Annotated in this window: 16 protein-coding genes; 10 read left to right on the forward strand and 6 right to left on the reverse strand. The window is 65.9% G+C overall.

What is annotated here, in order from left to right; translation table 11 throughout:
- Window positions 1-17 precede the first annotated feature (17 nt).
- Window positions 18-1196, reverse strand: a complete 1179-nt coding sequence (locus tag ACSQ86_RS25525; RefSeq protein ID WP_436309810.1) for an aminotransferase class V-fold PLP-dependent enzyme — start codon at window positions 1194-1196, stop codon at window positions 18-20.
- A gap of 427 nt (window positions 1197-1623) precedes the next feature.
- Here ACSQ86_RS25525 and ACSQ86_RS25530 point away from each other — a divergent pair, with 427 nt between their 5' ends.
- Window positions 1624-1890: a hypothetical protein gene (locus ACSQ86_RS25530; protein ID WP_093103801.1), complete on the forward strand. Its 267-nt coding sequence runs from the start codon at window positions 1624-1626 to the stop codon at window positions 1888-1890.
- 139 nt (window positions 1891-2029) lie between these two features.
- On the opposite strand, the gene ACSQ86_RS25535 is transcribed toward ACSQ86_RS25530, so the two are convergent.
- Window positions 2030-2449, reverse strand: coding sequence for a cupin domain-containing protein (locus ACSQ86_RS25535; protein ID WP_436309811.1), 420 nt, complete (start codon window positions 2447-2449; stop codon window positions 2030-2032).
- A gap of 293 nt (window positions 2450-2742) precedes the next feature.
- Here ACSQ86_RS25535 and ACSQ86_RS25540 point away from each other — a divergent pair, with 293 nt between their 5' ends.
- The 8 genes from ACSQ86_RS25540 to ACSQ86_RS25575 all read left to right on the forward strand — a co-directional run bounded on the left by ACSQ86_RS25540 (window position 2743) and on the right by ACSQ86_RS25575 (window position 9069).
- A complete protein-coding gene (locus ACSQ86_RS25540; protein ID WP_436309812.1) occupies window positions 2743-3207 on the forward strand; it encodes a DUF6130 family protein in 465 nt (154 codons plus the stop codon).
- 161 nt (window positions 3208-3368) lie between these two features.
- Entirely contained in the window at window positions 3369-3674 is a 306-nt protein-coding gene (locus ACSQ86_RS25545; protein WP_436309813.1) for a hypothetical protein, read from the forward strand.
- Window positions 3675-3766: 92 nt separating this feature from the next.
- A complete protein-coding gene (locus ACSQ86_RS25550; protein WP_093103798.1) occupies window positions 3767-3994 on the forward strand; it encodes a hypothetical protein in 228 nt (75 codons plus the stop codon).
- A 101-nt stretch (window positions 3995-4095) separates the two neighbouring features.
- On the forward strand, window positions 4096-5280 hold the full coding sequence (locus ACSQ86_RS25555) for an amylo-alpha-1,6-glucosidase (RefSeq protein WP_436309814.1): 1185 nt from the start codon (window positions 4096-4098) through the stop codon (window positions 5278-5280).
- Window positions 5281-5361: 81 nt separating this feature from the next.
- Entirely contained in the window at window positions 5362-6006 is a 645-nt protein-coding gene (locus tag ACSQ86_RS25560) for a DUF3348 domain-containing protein (RefSeq protein ID WP_436309815.1), read from the forward strand.
- The gene (locus ACSQ86_RS25565; protein ID WP_436309816.1) at window positions 6007-7812 is read left to right on the forward strand and encodes a hypothetical protein; all 1806 of its coding nucleotides are present in this window, start codon (window positions 6007-6009) and stop codon (window positions 7810-7812) included.
- Window positions 7812-8459, forward strand: coding sequence for an OmpA family protein (locus tag ACSQ86_RS25570; protein ID WP_436309817.1), 648 nt, complete (start codon window positions 7812-7814; stop codon window positions 8457-8459). Before ACSQ86_RS25565 ends, ACSQ86_RS25570 begins: the two co-directional genes overlap by 1 nt.
- A 25-nt stretch (window positions 8460-8484) precedes the next feature.
- Window positions 8485-9069, forward strand: a complete 585-nt coding sequence (locus ACSQ86_RS25575) for a DUF2894 domain-containing protein (protein WP_436309818.1) — start codon at window positions 8485-8487, stop codon at window positions 9067-9069.
- A gap of 30 nt (window positions 9070-9099) precedes the next feature.
- Here the strand turns inward: ACSQ86_RS25575 and ACSQ86_RS25580 are convergent, their stop codons facing one another.
- From ACSQ86_RS25580 to ACSQ86_RS25595, 4 genes are all read right to left on the reverse strand, one after another.
- Window positions 9100-9879, reverse strand: coding sequence for a transporter substrate-binding domain-containing protein (locus ACSQ86_RS25580; RefSeq protein ID WP_436309819.1), 780 nt, complete (start codon window positions 9877-9879; stop codon window positions 9100-9102).
- Between the two features lie 241 nt (window positions 9880-10120).
- Window positions 10121-12634 carry a DNA ligase D gene (gene ligD / locus ACSQ86_RS25585; RefSeq protein ID WP_436309820.1) on the reverse strand — a complete coding sequence of 838 codons (2514 nt, stop codon included), beginning with the start codon at window positions 12632-12634 and terminating at the stop codon, window positions 10121-10123.
- Window positions 12635-12649: 15 nt separating this feature from the next.
- Complete coding sequence (locus ACSQ86_RS25590; protein WP_436309821.1) at window positions 12650-13504, reverse strand: tetratricopeptide repeat protein; 855 nt, start codon at window positions 13502-13504, stop codon at window positions 12650-12652.
- A complete protein-coding gene (locus ACSQ86_RS25595) occupies window positions 13501-14400 on the reverse strand; it encodes a Ku protein (RefSeq protein WP_436295251.1) in 900 nt (299 codons plus the stop codon). Before ACSQ86_RS25595 ends, ACSQ86_RS25590 begins: the two co-directional genes overlap by 4 nt.
- Before the next feature lie 90 nt (window positions 14401-14490).
- Here ACSQ86_RS25595 and ydiK point away from each other — a divergent pair, with 90 nt between their 5' ends.
- Window positions 14491-15567 (forward strand): AI-2E family transporter YdiK, encoded by a 1077-nt coding sequence (gene ydiK / locus ACSQ86_RS25600; RefSeq protein WP_436309822.1) that lies wholly within the window; start codon window positions 14491-14493, stop codon window positions 15565-15567.
- The last annotated feature ends 4 nt before the right edge of the window (window positions 15568-15571 follow it).

Consider the following 15571-nt stretch of genomic DNA (forward strand, 5'->3'; position numbering starts at 1 on the left):
ATGGAAATGGATGGCGCTCAGTCGACCTGGGTCGCAGCGGTCGGATGGCCGGTTCGGTTCAAGCGCTGCTGGATCAGCGACACAACCTGGTCAACGTCCTCGGCGGTGTTGAACATGCCGAAGGAGATGCGAACACCGCCTCGCTCGGGCGACACGCGAACCTGGTTCTGCGTGAAATAGTCGTGCCACTCGGCAACCGGCAGATCCATCACGTAGATGTGCGCACGGCTGGCACGAGCGCGCGGTCCAACGAGGCGCACGTCGAGCTTTTCGAGTTGGGCGATCAGCCGATCACCGAGCGCGAGCACATGCTCTTCGATTCGCTCGACGCCGGTCTTCTGAATGAGACCGATCGAGCTCGACAGGGCATGCAGATCCGGAAGGTTGTAGTTGCCGAACTCGAAGCGACCCGCATCCTTGCGCGGTGCAAGATCGTCAGGCCGCGCTATGTAGTCTTCGGGGGGATTCGCCAGGCTGCTCATTGCCAGGTACGCCGGTTGAAGCTCATCGAGGCCGGCCTTCACGTAGAGGATGCCCAGGCCCTGGGGTACCAGCAAACCCTTGTGGCAACCGGCGGCGAGCACAGAAACGCCCAGTTTCTTGACGTCGACCGGAACCACGCCGACCGACTGCATCACGTCGACAACCAGGTAGATGCCCTTTTGCGCGCACAGGCGGCCGATGCTGGCGATATCGTGCCGCTGGCCAGCATGGAAGGTCACGTGAGACAGCGAGATCACCTTGGTCGTGGCGTCGATGAAGCGCTCGAAGGTTTCCGCCGTCGCGATTTCATCGTCTGCCACCTTCACGAAGCGTACCTTTACGCCCTTGCGCTTGAGGTTGAGCCAGGCATAGGCGTTGTTCGGATGGTCGCCTTCGAGCATGAGGACCGTGTCCCCGCTCGCGAGCGGAACGGCATTGGCGGCGATGTTCAGTCCTTCAGACGTGTTCTTGGTGAAGGCGATCTCGCCGGGCGACGCGTTGAGCAGCGCAGCAACGTCCTCACGAGCGCGCTCCACGCGGCGCATCCATACCGGCTTCGGCCCGGCCATTTCGTTGCCTTCGGCGAGAAATTCCGCGAGCGCCTGGCGGACGCAAGTCGCCATCGGCGTCTGGTGCGCGGAGTCCAGGTAGAGCATCCGCTTGGTGACGGGAAACTCCTGGCGGATGGAGTCGAGTTCGAGAGTGGCTGACATGGTTTCCTCGGTTCATCAATCGGTGCCCCGAAACGGGGCGACTGGTGCACGGAACGCGTGATCACCGTGTAACGTCGATTGATGCGATGGCCCATCCTAGGAGCGCCATTGAGCCACCACGTCTCAATATTCGGCCAGGTCGAAGTCCGGGCTTACGAGGAAAAGCACCTGCAGGCCGCTCCAGAACTTGCGTCCGAATTCTGAGACGGAATTTAGTCGCCGAGCACCTCGGAGAGCGTCTTTCAAGCACTGTTCGGAGGGTCACCTCATTTTTTTGCGTCGCACTTTTCGGACGCGTGTTCAGTCCTCGGCGCCGCATGGGCAAATGCGAAGGGAGAGCCCCTGACGGACTGGCCAGTGGAATCTGTCATGTTGTTAGCATGGGTCGATTGAATGGTCGACCCGATAGAGAGAAGGCACAAGCCGTATGACGAACGCATCCAACCGACGAGACGAACTGAAGAAGCTGGTGCTCTGCGCCTCGTGCGCCGCAATCCAGCGCAACTGGCGCCGCGCGCCCGGGCATGCCGAACTCGTTCAGATGTCCAGTCGCAAGGCGGAGCGCAGCGATGGCGATAGCGGCGGTCACACGGTCACCATCACCAGCTACCGTTGTGACGCCTGCGGCACGCGGTGGGAGTACGAAAACGACAAGACGAACCAACAAGCGGGCTGGTCGGTCGTAGGGCAGTAGGTTCGCGCCTCAGGGTCGAAGGCCTGCTGTTGGCCCGACTGTCGAAGCCCAGCATCTTGCGGGTAACGGCCGGTTTCGCTGCGGAGCGAAAGTTCAGATGCGGAGGTCGACGGACAACAAGGGGCCCGAAGCTGGTCTCTCACTTCCCCGGCACGACGAGCGGCTTCCCTTTTTCGACGATGTACGTGGCGAGCTCCGCCGCGTTGCCGCTGCCGACGTTCGTCACCGTGTGGTTCGCTCCGGCCGGAATGAACAGGACCTCACCGGCCTTGAGCGTCACCGGCGGCTTGCCCTCGAGCTGGTACTCCAGCAAGCCTTCGATGGCATAGACGATCTCTTCGCCCGGATGGCTGTGCTTGGGAGCCACCACCCCGGGGGCGAAATCGACGCGCACCTGGACGACCTCGCGTCCCGGCGCGGTGAGATCGTGCCGCTGGAGATCGGTGCGCGCGATTCCCGGCGGCTGCGCCTGCGGCATGTGGGCGTAGGCAGGGGACGAGAACACGAACAGGCTGACAAGCGCCGCACTGGCGGATGCGATGGCGAAATAGGTCTTCATGGCTGGCTTTCAAAAAGTTGAAGAGTGCATTGGAGACGGCGCTCGTATCTGCGATGTGTCGAGCGGCCGTCGATTTGCATTCCCGTGTGTTCTCGCGCCTGTCAGACACAGTGGCGTACAGAACGACTGCCGGCGTGCGGCGCATGGCGCGTGGGCGACGCGCAAACCCAAGATGAAACGTACTGTGTTGATTTCTCGTGCCGATACAGAGGCATACGTTCTGCGCTCCGGAGGCTCAGTTCCCCACTGAAAATTCGGCCGTCGTCAACCAACCCTCTGCGAAAGAAAACGCCATGCCATCTGCTTTCAGACACCTTGCCGTCGCCGCTGCCGCCGCTGTTTTCTGCGTCGCAGCCTGGGCGCAAACTGCCACGGATATCGGCCGTCCCGCGGCTGTCATTCCGCTCGAATCGGAACCGCCGCCGAAACTCGTTGTGTATCCGCCGTTGGCCGAGCCTCTGGCTCGGGGCGTCGTCATCGTTCAGCACCGGACCGAGAACCTGCGGATCATCCCGGTCTTCGGCAAGAGCGCCGCCGAGGTATCGCCCCGTGTCGGCCACCTTCACGTGACAGTCGACGACCGGCCCGGCACCTGGGCCCACACGAGCGGCGATCCCATCATCGTGGTGGGTTTGAAGCCTGGCGTGCACAAGATGCTGATCGAACTTGCCGATCCGAGTCACAAGATCCTTGCCAGCGAAACGATCGCCGTGACTGTCCCGGAGCAGAAGGCGTCAAAGTCCCACGAGCACGGATAAGCCGTGCATGGGGCGATGCGCCAATTCAGGAGTCCTCATCGCCATCGCACGCCACGGGTGCAGCGGTCAGATTCACGACGATCTTGTTACTCCGCGCTGCGCTCCCGAGTGAATAGAGTTGTCTTGCGGCGCCATCCGAGGCGCGCCACAAGGAGCCGGCGATGACCAGTAAGACAAGCAAGCAGGCTTCCGGCCGAGTAGCACGGGCGCTCGAAATCTATCGAAGCATTGCCGCGTGCAATGCGTACATTGCACGCGGCAATGACGTCCACGCGCTCACAGCGGCGTTGATGTTGCCCTGCTACCAAGCTGAGTTCGGGAGCCTGGCGCTTGAGCTGACCCACGTGGAGGAGAACGAGCTAAGGTCTGTCCTCCGGCGGATTCGGAACTCTGAACTTGCCCTTCAAGAACGCGCGTCCGAAGCCATTGCATGCGAAAGCTCTGTCGCAGCGGATGGGGCGGGCTGAGGCAGTACCGGATGCGGACCCGTTGACGTGCCCGCCCTTTTTCGAAGCAGAATCCAGATTCCTCAACTTGGACCCCGGGGAGGAGGGACAAAATGGAAATGGAAGAAGTCAACGCGCGACTGCGTTCGCTCGAGTTGCGAGCTGTCGCCCAAACCGCGGCGATCGCGGTTCTGCTCCAGGAGCAGCCCAATGCATCGGCAAAGCTGCACCTGGTCGCCGAGCACCTTGTCGACGCACCCCCGATCCCGATGTCTGACGAGGACCTGGTGAAGGTCGCGGCGTATATCCAAGCAATGCTTGGTGGTCCCTGGATCGACTGACTGCTGCCGCGTCGCGATCTTCGCCAGAACGGGAGGGGATTCGTTCAAAGTCAACGGCAGCTCCCGCTGCCAAGCGGCGCCCCACCGCCCCCTACGCCCCCATGAAGAACCTAGACGCCCCCACGCTCGCGCTGATCGACACCTGCTCCCAGGCTTCACTCGAACTGCTGGAACGCAACCTGACGCCGCACGGCATCCTGGCCGCGAGCCGTACCGAGGCGGCCGAGGCGCGGCGCTACACGCGCATCTTCGGGCGCGACGCCGCGATCTGCGTGATGGCGATGTGCGGCAGTGGTGTGCCGGCGCTGGAGCAGGGAGCGGTGGCCAGCCTCGACGCGCTCGCGGCACAGCAGGCGGCCAATGGGCAGATCCCCAAATACGTCGACCCGGAAGGCCGCGATGCCGACTTCTGGTACCTGGGCTGCATCGACGCCACCTTGTGGTGGCTGATCGCGGTGGATCATGTGCGCCGCCATGGCCGCGTCGGTCGCTCGCACTGGGGCCGCGAGGCAGGCCGCGCGCTCGGCTGGCTGCTGGCGCAGGAGCACCAGCACTTTCGGCTGCTGCAACAGAACGAGGCCAGCGACTGGGCCGACATCATGCCGCGCTCGGGTTACGTGCTGTACAGCAACGCGCTCTGGTACGAGGTCAAGCGTCGCTACGCAATGGACGAGGCCGAGGCGACGCAGTACCACTTCAACCACCTGTTCAATCCGTTCCAGCGCAACCTGCCCGAGTACCATCGCGCCCGACTGCTGCGGCACTATGCGCGCCGCGGCCGGCGCGACCCGGGCCTGTACCTCAGCTTCGTCAATCTCTCGGTCGTCGGCGACGAGGGGGATGTGTTCGGCAACGTGCTGGCCATACAGAGCGGGCTGGCCGATTCCTCCATGGCACGCCGCATCGTCAAGACCATCAGCGCGGCGCGTGCCTGCGATCCCTACCCTGTGCGTGTGGTGCTGCATCCGCTGTCGCGTCAGCATGCGCTGTGGCGGCCGTATATGGCGCGCCATCAGCAGAACATGGTGCACCAGTACCACAACGGCGGCATCTGGCCCTTCGTCGGCGGCTTCTGGGTGATGGCGCTGGCCCGGGTGGGCCTGCACTCAATGGCCTGGCAGGAGCTCGCGCGACTGGCGCGCGTGAACGAGCTCGGCGACTGGCGTTTCACCGAGTGGTTCCACGGCCGCACGCTGGCGCCGATGGGGATGGCCGGGCAGAGCTGGAATGCGGCGACCTTTCTGCTGGCCAGGCGCGCCCTGCTGGGCGGCGGCGCAGGCTGGTGACGTCTCGTTACAGAGGCGACTCGGCCAGCCCGTCCGGCGCGAGTGCGCGGTGTAGACTGCCGGGCTTTTCCTTCTGGCGGTATGGTGCAAGTGTCACGGCGCACAGGTTTCACCGGATCGGCGCTCATTCGCTTGCTCGCTCAACTGACCGACACCGACGTTCCCGAATCCAAGCAAGGCTTCGCGGATCGATTGGGTGAATGGCTCCGTTGGACCGACGCCATCTCGCTGTCCGCGGCGTTGAATGGCGGTGCGGCGACTGCGCCATCCGGCGCGCGCGCTTCCGCACGCGCCGAGGAAGCCGAATGCACCCGCGTGCGAGCCGCGTTGGCGAAAGCCATCACCACAGACAGCGCACTCGGGGCCGACTTCTCCGCATACCGTCGGCGCTACCTCGCCAGGCAACAGGCGATCGAGGCGGCCATCGAGCCCTTGCGCGGTCGCCTGCGGGCGAAGCTGGCGGCCAGGTCGCCCGCCATGGCCCGGCTTGCTGCCGTGGATGCCGTCATGGAACAGTCGCTGGGTGCGCACGAGCAGCGCTTGCTGTCGACCGTGCCCGGGTTGCTCGAAAAGCATTTCGGGCGCTTGCGCCAGGCCGACAGCGGGGCCCAGCCCGAAGGCTGGTCAAACGTTTTCTGCAAGGACATGCAAAGCGTGTTGCTTGCCGAGCTGGATATTCGATTGCAACCGGTCGAAGGGCTGCTCGAAGCCCTTCGCAAAGAGTGAATGACTAGATTTCTTCAACACTTCGCATTTTTCGTGGGCTTGGGCGCCGTCTGTTGGGTCGGCGCCGGGTACGTCGGCTCGAACCCGTTGGCGCTGGTGATCACGCTGCTCGTCGGCGCGTTCTATCTGATGGGCGCGCTGGAACTGCACCGCTTCCACCAGGCCACGTCCACCCTGGCACGCGCCTTGGCGGACATGCCCGATCCCCCGGCGAGCCTGGGCCATTGGCTCGACCAGCTGCATCCTTCCTTGCGGAACGCGGTGCGCCTGCGCATCGAGGGTGAGCGCGTCGGCTTGCCCGGCCCGGCCCTGACGCCGTACCTCGCGGGGCTGCTGGTGCTGCTGGGGATGCTGGGCACCTTTCTCGGCATGGTGGTCACGCTGAACGGCACCGGGATCGCGCTGGAGAGCGCGTCGGACCTGCAGGCCATCCGCTCCTCCCTGGCCGCCCCCGTCAAGGGGCTGGGGCTGGCCTTCGGCACGTCCGTTGCGGGCGTGGCCGCGTCCGCGATGCTGGGCCTCGTCTCCGCCTTGTGCCGGCGCGACAGGCTGCAGGCCGCGCAGCTGCTCGACACGCGCATCGCGACCACCTTGCGTGCCTTCTCCCTGGCCCATCAGCGCGAGGAGTCCTTCAAGCTGCTGCAGCGACAGGGCCAGGCGATGCCCGAGCTGGTCGATCGGCTGCAGGCCATGATGGCGACGATGGAGCGGCAGAGCCAGGCCTTGAACGAGCGCCTGCTCTCCAGCCAGGACAGCTTCCACAGCAAGGCCGAGGCCGCGTATGCAAGCCTGGCCTCCTCCGTCGACCGCTCGTTGAAGGAGAGCCTGGCCGAGAGTGCCCGCGTTGCCGGCGCGACGATCCAGCCGGTCGTCGAAGCCACGATGGCCGGGATCGCGCGCGAGGCGACCTCCTTGCACGGCACCATCGAGCACGGCGTGCAGCGGCAACTGGAAGGCCTGTCGACCCGCTTGGAGCAGCATACGGCTTCACAGCTGCGCACTGTGGCCCAGGCGCAGGCCGACCTGCAGGCGGAGATGGCGTCGCGCGACCAGCAGCGGCTGGCGGCCTGGACCGATGCGCTCGAGGCGATGGCCATGTCGCTGCAGCAGGAATGGCAACAGGCGGGCGCGCGCAGCGAGAGCCAGCAGCAGCAGCTCTGCAAGACGCTGGCGCAGACCGCCGAAGAGATATCGGCCCGGACGGAAGCGCACGCGAGCAACACGATCGCCGAGATCGCCCAACTCGTGCATGCCGCCTCGGAAGCCCCCCGGGCCGCGGCCGAGGTGATTGCCGAACTGCGCCAGAAGCTTTCCGACAGCATGGCGCGCGACAACACGATGCTGGAGGAACGCGGCCGCATTCTGGAAACGCTGCAGACCCTGCTCGACAGCGTGAACCATGCGTCCACCGAACAGCGCTCGGCAATCGACGCGCTGGTCGCCGCGTCGGCCGACTTGCTCGATCGTGTCGGCACGCGCTTCACGGACAAGGTCGACGCGGAAACCGGGAAGATGGCCGACGTCGCCGCACAGATCACCGGCAGTGCCGTCGAGGTGGCGAGCCTGGGCGAGGCATTCGGTTTCGCGGTGCAGCTGTTCAGCCAATCGAACGACAAGCTGGTGGCCCATCTGCAGCGCATCGAAGGCGCGCTCGGCAAGTCCATCGCGCGCAGCGACGAGCAGCTGGACTACTACGTGGCGCAGGCCAGAGAAGTCATCGACCTGAGCATCATGTCGCAGAAGCAGATCGTCGAGGATCTGCAGCAGCTCGCCAGCAGCCGGGCACCGGTGGGCAGCGAAGCGTGATGACGGAGGACGTCGACGCCGGCCTGGAGCCGACAGTGCCGGTATGGGCCGTGTTCGGCGATCTGATGTCGGGGCTGCTGGGCGCCTTCGTTCTGATCCTGGTGTGCGTGGTCGGCATGCAGCTGGACCTCACGACGAAGCTGGAAGCCGAGGTCAGGCAGCGGCAGGCTGCAGCGCAGCGACTGCAGGCCCTCGAGCAGGCACTCGCGGGGCCGCTGGCGGCGGGCCGGGTGACGCTGAACAACGGGCGCATCGGCATCAGCGGCAGCGTGCTGTTCGCCGTCAACTCCGCCGAGTTGCAGCCCGAAGGCCGGCAACTGTTGAAGAGCCTGAGCGCACCGCTGGCCGCCTACCTCCAGGGCCGCGACGAGATCCTGATGGTGAGCGGCTTCACCGACGACCGGCAGGTGCGGGGAGGCAACCGCCAATTCGCCGACAACTGGGAGCTGTCGGCTCAGCGGGCCTTGACGGTGACCCGGGCCCTGATCGAGGAAGGCATCCCGTCGTCCTCGGTATTTGCCGCAGCCTTCGGTTCCGAGCAGGCAGTGGCGTCGAACGCCGATGCCGACGGACGATCCAGGAACCGGCGCGTGGAAATGGCGCCCACGCCGAGACCGTCCAACGCAAGCATGAAGTCCCGTGAGTAGCGAGGGGACATGCGCAACCGGCGCGATGATCGATGCACGGCGCGAGCGTGGCGATCATCGCTTCGATCCCGTCCGCTTTCGTTTCATCGAAGCGCTGGCCAGGCGGGCGGCTGCGCACGGCGGCGATGCGCGTCGCATCCTGGACGACAGGGTCGCCAAGCTGCTTGCGGCGTATGACGAGGATCTCGAAAGGGCTCCTCGCGCGGACAGCACCACGACGCAGGAAGGCCAGCCCCATCGCGGCGCGCTCGCGGCGCTCGTCGACCACGTCGCCCGGCATGCGTCTTCATCGCGTGGGGACGGCGCGGCGCTCGACTCGAAGACGCTCAGCTATTTCAGAAACACCTGGTCGAGGCTCAGCGCCGATCGACGGCTGACGCAGTCGCTGGCGACGGTGCCGCAGAACGCCGGCCCCCTCAACTCGCGTCACCTCGTGCATCGATCGCTCATGTTGATGCGTGAACTGTCGCCGGAGTACCTCCACCGCTTCATGTCGTACGTCGACGCTTTGCAGTGGATCGATCAGGCGAACGGTGGCAGTGCCTCGGCGGGTACGGATACCCCGCGCACCGAGGGCAACAGGAAGAGCGCTCGGAGCCGATCCGGCTGATGCCGGGCGCGGAGCCGCGGCTAGAGAGCATCATTTGAGCGGAGCGACAATCACGCCGCGTAAACCGGCTCTCTCAATCGCGGCTTTGACCAGACCCTCGGACTTCGCGTCCTCAACGAACTGGCGCGTGTATGCCGCTCCGAGATCCCGTCCCTTCGGCATCGCCATAGCGTGCGGATCGATGCCAGGTCGACCGTCGAGGACTCGAGAACCAGGCAATTGATTCGACATCTCGAACAGGATCGGCTTGATGCTGCCCATGACGTCCGCTCTCCCGGATTTCAGCGCCTCCAATGCGCCAGGGTTGCTTGATGCTCGGATCACCACAGCATTCTTCAGCGTGCGAGTAAAAAAGACATCGGGTCCGGACTTCTCCTGCACGGCAACTCGAGTCCCGGGGCGATCCACATCAGCCATTGTTGAGATCGATGAACCGCCAGGGATGAGGTAGCCGAATTCGACCTCCAGGTGAAGCGCGCTGAAATCCCACTCCTTCGCCCGCTCGGGACTGAACCCAAATTGGGCGACGTCCCAAGCCCCCGATTTCCCGCCGTCGTGAAGGGCTCCGATCGATGGGTACAGCACCGGCTCAAATGGAACCCCTATGCGCCGGGCCATCTCTTTTCCGAGGTCGAATCCAACCCCCTTCATCTCACCCGACACGGAGTCCCGTGCCACGTTCAAGGGATTGCCAAGCTGGAGCCCAACGCGAAGCTTGCCGGTTGGAGCCAAAGCCTGTCGCGCTTCCGGTGTCGGAGCGGTTCTGATGCCCGCACAGCCCGCAAGCAGCAGTCCAAGGACTGCAGTCATCAGCCAATGAGCCGTTCGCATTGCGTCCTCCGTTGAAGTCGCTCGCGGTGCTTCCCGAATGGAGATGCCTTTGGGTCAGCAGACATTGCCGTCGAAGGTCTGCTTCTCCTGGAAGCATTCTGCTCCGAGTTGAACGCCCTGCCTATCGTGGTCGACGAGCCCCGGGCGAGCCGATCGACGCGCGCACGGGCCGCGTGCCCTCACCCCAGCCCTCTCCCGGAGGGAGAGGGAGCAAGGCCCCTCATCCCCGAAACCCCAGCATCTTCATCGCCGGCCCAATCCCCTGCGCCGACTTCGCATAGTCCTTCCAGGGCTCGTTCCCCTTGTCCAGCCGCGTATGGATGTTCCGCACCGTCCATTGCGCCCCGCTCGTCAGGTGCCGCACCTCCGCCCACTCGACGGGCACCGACACCCCGAGCCCCGGCCGCGCGCGGGCGGACCAGGCGCAGACGGTCGTGGCGCCGAAGCCGTTGCGCAAATAGTCGATGAAGATCTTGCCCACGCGGTTGCGCGGGCCGCTCTTGGCGACGAACATCTTCGGCAGGATGCGGGCCAGGTGGCGCACGATGGCTTCCGAAAAATCCTTCACCGTGTCCCAGTCGTGATGCTTGCGCAGCGGCACCACCACGTGCAGGCCCTTGCCGCCGCTGGTCTTGCAGAAGGACTCCAGGCCCAGTTCGTTGAGGAACACGCGCACGACCTCGGCGCCTTGCTGCACCGCCGACCAGCCGACGCCCTCGCCCGGGTCGAGGTCGAAGGTCATGCGGTCGGGTTTGCCGGTCGCGGTCTTCACGGCATTCCAGGTGTGGAACTCGATGACGTTCATCTGCGCGGCCGACAGCAAGCCTTCGGGCGTCGCGACTTCGATCATCTGTTCATGGCCCGGCCAGATGGCGGGGTCGAGTTGCCGGATGCCTTCCATGCTGCCCTTGTCCAGGTGCTTCTGGAAGAACAGCTCGCCCGTGATGCCGGTGGGCGCGCGCACGATCGACACCGGCCGGCCCTTGAGGTGCTCCATCATCAGCGGCGCGACGAGGCCGTAGAAGCGCACCAGCTCGATCTTCGTCACGCCGCTCTTCGGGTCGATCACGCGCTCCGGGTGGGTAACCTTGAGCTTCGGTGGCAGCGTGTGCGCGATGGGCTGCTGTTGCTCGACATCGGCGTCCGCCAGGTGCACGGGCTTCTCGCGCACGATGGCCCGGGCCGGCTTGTCGGTGCGCAGCGCCTCGAACACCCCATGCCGGATGTGGCCGCCGGCGGTCCACTCCGAGTACGTGACCTCCGCCACCAGCGTGGGCTTGACCCAGTGGGCGTTGCGTTCGTCTTCGGTCCTGTTCTTGAAGGGGCGCTGGTCGATCTCGATCTTCTGCAAGCGCGTCAACATGTCCGCGAGTGAGCGGTCGTTGAAGCCGGTGCCGACCTTGCCGGCGTACACCAGATCGCCCTTGTCGTCGTGAACACCGAGCAGCAGCGAGCCGATGCCGATGCGCGAGCCCTTCGGGTCGGTGTAGCCGCCGATGACGAACTCCTGCCGCTGGCTGCACTTGAGCTTGATCCAGTCCGTCGAACGGCGCGAGCTGTAGCTGCTCTGCTTGCGCTTGCCGATGATGCCCTCGAGCCCGAGCTTGCAGGCCGAGGCGATGATGTCCTTCGGCGCCGCATCGAAGGCTTCGCTCAGGCGGATGCCGCCCGGCGCCTCGGCGAGCAGCGCGCGCAGGAACTCGCGCCGCTCGATCAGCGGCACGCCGCGCAGGTCGTGGCCGTCGTAGTACGGCACGTCGAACAGGAAGAACTCGATGCCCTGCGTCCTGGCGCTCTCGAAGGCGTTCTGCAGCGCCTGGAAGTCGGTCCGGCCGGATTCGGCGAGCACGACGATCTCGCCGTCGAGCCAGCCGGGCTTGAGCTTCATGCGCGCGAGCGCCTGCACCAGGTGCGGCAGGCGGCTGCTCCAGTCGTGGCCGTTGCGCGTGATGAGCCGCACGCCCTGGACTGCATCGATGCGCGCCAGCATGCGGTAGCCGTCGAACTTGATCTCGTAGATCCATTCGCTCGGCCGGCCGGGCGGCGCATCGACCAGCGTGGCCAGCAGCGGCGACAGCTTCTGCGGGATCTCTGCCTTGACCGCGCCCGCGGGCATGCCGCGCGCACCGGCGCGCTTCTTTGCCGGTGCGGGCGCGGGTGCGGCCGATTCCGGCTTGGGCATCGGCAGGTCGGCCACGCTGTCCGGGAACTCGTCGACGACGCTGAACTCGGCCGAAGGGCGCTCGTAGGCATCGCGTTCCTTGATGAGCAGCCAGGCGTTCTGCTTTTCTTCCTTGCTCTTGATGCGCACCAGCACCCACTTGCCGCGCAGCTTGTAGCCGTGCAGCTCGAATTTGAGGTCGCCGTCACGGTAGCCCTCGTGCGGGTCGCCGATCGGCGTCCAGGTGCCCTTGTCCCAGATAACGACCTTGCCGGCGCCGTACTGCTTCGGCGGGATGGTGCCTTCGAAGCTGTTGTACGAGATCGGGTGGTCCTCGACGTGCACGGCCATGCGCTTCACTTGACGGTCGTAGCTCGGGCCCTTGGGCACGGCCCAGCTCTTCATCGCGCCGTCGAGCTCGAGCCGCACGTCGTAGTGCAGGCGCGTGGCCCAGTGCTTCTGCACGACGAACTGTCGCGCGTGGGTGCTTTCGGCTCCGCCCTCCGCCGGTTCCGGCGTGAGCGCGAAGTTGCGCTTGGCCTTGTATTTCTTGAGCGGGTCGGCGCGGGCCATCGCGGTCGCCGCCGGCTAGACCCGCGGTTGCAGCCGCCGGAATGCGCTGAAGTGGCGGATGGCCATCTGCTTCTGTCCGGCATGTGCATAGAGCAGCCCGGCGTTCTGGTGCGCGTCGGCAAAGTCGGGCTGCAGGCGCAGGCATTCCTCGTAGCTCGCGAGCGCGGCGGCCACGCGGCCGAGGTCTTCGAGCGCGACGGCGCGGTTGTAGTGCATCAGCGGGTCGTCGGGGCAGTGCGCGAGGCCCTCGTCGTAGAGCGCCACAGCCTCGCGGCTGCGGCCGGCCTCGCACAGCATGAAGCCGAGGTTCAGGTAGGCGTGGGCGTGGGCCGGGTCCTGCTCGAGGATGAGGCGGTAGGTGTCTTCGGCGGCGGTGGGGTCGGAGGCTTCCAGCTCTTCCGCCGTTTCGAATAGGTCTTCGAGGTCGTCGGACTCGGGCGTCGCCGGCTCGGCGGCGCGCTGGGAGATGAAGCTCACCGAGCCGGTCGACGGTGCCACACTGAAGTCCATCACGAGCTGGCCCGTGTCGGGCTCCCATTGCGCGTTCTCTTCGCGCACCGTGATGCGGTCGCCGGCGGCCGTGATGCGCAGGCCGCTCACGGGCACTTCGGGCGGCAGCGTGTCGCGCAGTCGCCGCAGCGAGCGCAGGATCTGCCGCGTGGGAATGCGCGCCACGCGCAGGTCGTGCGCCGAGCGCAGCAGCACGACGTCGCGAAACGAAAAGCGCAAGGCGCGCCCGGGTCCGCGCGACGGGTCGACGAAGCCGAGTTCGATCAGCTTCGAGACGGCATGCCGGGTCAGGCCCAGCATCTGCCGGACGCCGCGCAAGGTGTAGGGGTGCGTGCTTTCGAGCGGTGAGCTGTTCGTCACTTCTTCATGCGCGCGCGCACCGGCGGCGCGGCCTCGGCCACCTTTGCCGCCCGGGGAGCACGCTTTGCGCCCTTGCTTTCGACTGCGGGTGCGGGCTGCTTCGCGCCGGGCTTGACGGCGCGCCCGAGGCTCGCGCGCAGCATTTCGGTGAGATCGATGACCTGGGCGCCGGCGGCAGCATCTTCCGGATGCTCGACCGCCACCACTTCCTGGCCGGCGATCTTGGCGTCGATCGCGACCAGGATGCGCTTCTTCTCTTCGTCCTCGAAGAGCGTGGGCTCGTAGTCGTCGGCGGAGATCTGCTCGATGAGCTGCAGCGCCAGCTTGAGCTCGGCGGCCGAGGGCGGCGGGAGCTGCTCGATCTCCAGGTCTTTCATCGACCGGACCTCGTCGGCAAAGAGCAGCTGCTGCAGCACCAGGCCGTCGTCGTTGGCGCGCACCTGCACCACGTACTGCTTGGACTTCCAGGCCCAGCGTGCCAGCGCGCAGCGCCCGCTCTGCTGCATGGCGGCCTTCAGCAGGTTGTAGGGCTTGCCGCCGCGCTTGTCGGGCGCGAGGAAGTAGGCCTTGTCGTAGTAGAGCGGGTCGACCGCCTGCTCGGGAATGAAGGACACGATGTCGATCACGTGGCTGCCGCCCTCCTCCAGCGCCTTGAGCTCCTCGGGCTTGAAGATGACGTAGCGGTCCTTCTCGAACTCGTAGCCCTTGACCATTTCGGTGCGCGGCACGACCGTCTGGTCCTTCTCGGAGATGTATTGCTGCTTCACGCGTGAGCCGTCCTTCGACAGCAGGTTGAAGCGGATGGTCGCCGAGCTCTCCGTCGCCGAATACAGCTTGACGGGGATCGACACCAAGCCGAAGCCGAGCGACAGCGACGCTATGGAACGAGCAGCCATGGGATTGCCTCCAGGCGAACGAAGGAAGGCAGCATGCCATTTTTTGGCTGCCAGGAGAATAGGCGCACTTCCCCTCACCCAACCCCCACCATGTCCGACCCCCGCCCCGACCTCGCCAAAACCACCTTCGGCGTCCTGACCCTGGTGCTGCTCATCGGCTCCTCGCTCTGGATCCTCCGCCCCTTCCTGGGCGCGACGATCTGGGCCGCGATGGTCGTGGTGGCGACCTGGCCGGCCTTCCTCTGGATCCAGGCGCGGCTGTGGAGGCGTCGCAGCCTGGCGGTGGCCGCGATGGTGCTGATCCTGCTGCTGCTGTTCGTGCTGCCGCTCACGCTGGCGATCTCGACCATCGCCGCCAATGCGGAGGAAGTCGTCGCATGGATCAGGTTGCTGATCAGCCGGGGCCCGCCCCAGTTGCCCGGCTGGGTGGAGCGCCTGCCCATCGTCGGGCCGAGGCTCGCCATGGCCTGGAATGAACTCGTGGCATCGGGCGTGGCGGGGTTGGAGGCGAAGGTCACGCCCTATATCCGGCAGGTCACGGGATGGCTGTTCGCGCAGGCCGGCGTCGTGGGTGCGCTGACCCTGCAGTTCCTGCTCACGGTCGTCATCGCCGGGATGATGTATGCGGGCGGCGAATCGGCGGCGGCGGTGGTCCGGCGCTTCGGCCTCAAGCTCGGCGGCCAGCGCGGGGAAGACGCGGTGGTGCTGGCCGGCAAGGCGATCCGCGGCGTGGCGCTGGGGGTGGGCGTGACCGCCTTCGTCCAGGCGGTGGCGGGCGGCATCGGTCTTGCGATTGCGGGCGTGCCATTCGCGGCCCTGCTCACGGCCGTGATGTTCATGCTGTGCATCGTGCAGGTCGGCCCGACGCTGGTGCTGGCGCCGGCGGTGATCTGGGTCTTCTGGAGCGGATCGACCGGCTGGGGCATCTTCCTGCTGGTGTGGACGGTGATCGTCGGCACGATGGACAACTTCCTTCGCCCGCTCTTGATCCGGCGCGGCGCCGACCTGCCGCTGGTGCTGATCTTCGCGGGCGTCATCGGCGGGCTGCTCGGCTTCGGGCTGGTCGGCATCTTCGTGGGGCCGGTCATGCTGGCGGTGTCCTACACCCTGATCGACAACTGGCTTCGGGATGCCGAGGCGCAGACGGCCGATGCGGCGCGGCAGTAGCGCT

Source organism: Variovorax sp. LjRoot130 (genome assembly GCF_964253755.1).
In the GTDB taxonomy this organism is placed as follows: domain Bacteria; phylum Pseudomonadota; class Gammaproteobacteria; order Burkholderiales; family Burkholderiaceae_C; genus Variovorax.

Bases quoted from the DNA above. Each gene is read 5' to 3' on its own strand.
- ACSQ86_RS25525 (WP_436309810.1), bottom strand. From the start codon at position 1,196: ATGTCAGCCACTCTCGAACTCGACTCCATCCGCCAGGAGTTTCCCGTC.
- ACSQ86_RS25530 (WP_093103801.1), top strand. From the start codon at position 1,624: ATGACGAACGCATCCAACCGACGAGACGAACTGAAGAAGCTGGTGCTC.
- ACSQ86_RS25535 (WP_436309811.1), bottom strand. From the start codon at position 2,449: ATGAAGACCTATTTCGCCATCGCATCCGCCAGTGCGGCGCTTGTCAGC.
- ACSQ86_RS25540 (WP_436309812.1), top strand. From the start codon at position 2,743: ATGCCATCTGCTTTCAGACACCTTGCCGTCGCCGCTGCCGCCGCTGTT.
- ACSQ86_RS25545 (WP_436309813.1), top strand. From the start codon at position 3,369: ATGACCAGTAAGACAAGCAAGCAGGCTTCCGGCCGAGTAGCACGGGCG.
- ACSQ86_RS25550 (WP_093103798.1), top strand. From the start codon at position 3,767: ATGGAAATGGAAGAAGTCAACGCGCGACTGCGTTCGCTCGAGTTGCGA.
- ACSQ86_RS25555 (WP_436309814.1), top strand. From the start codon at position 4,096: ATGAAGAACCTAGACGCCCCCACGCTCGCGCTGATCGACACCTGCTCC.
- ACSQ86_RS25560 (WP_436309815.1), top strand. From the start codon at position 5,362: ATGGTGCAAGTGTCACGGCGCACAGGTTTCACCGGATCGGCGCTCATT.
- ACSQ86_RS25565 (WP_436309816.1), top strand. From the start codon at position 6,007: ATGACTAGATTTCTTCAACACTTCGCATTTTTCGTGGGCTTGGGCGCC.
- ACSQ86_RS25570 (WP_436309817.1), top strand. From the start codon at position 7,812: ATGACGGAGGACGTCGACGCCGGCCTGGAGCCGACAGTGCCGGTATGG.
- ACSQ86_RS25575 (WP_436309818.1), top strand. From the start codon at position 8,485: ATGATCGATGCACGGCGCGAGCGTGGCGATCATCGCTTCGATCCCGTC.
- ACSQ86_RS25580 (WP_436309819.1), bottom strand. From the start codon at position 9,879: ATGACTGCAGTCCTTGGACTGCTGCTTGCGGGCTGTGCGGGCATCAGA.
- ligD (WP_436309820.1), bottom strand. From the start codon at position 12,634: ATGGCCCGCGCCGACCCGCTCAAGAAATACAAGGCCAAGCGCAACTTC.
- ACSQ86_RS25595 (WP_436295251.1), bottom strand. From the start codon at position 14,400: ATGGCTGCTCGTTCCATAGCGTCGCTGTCGCTCGGCTTCGGCTTGGTG.
- ydiK (WP_436309822.1), top strand. From the start codon at position 14,491: ATGTCCGACCCCCGCCCCGACCTCGCCAAAACCACCTTCGGCGTCCTG.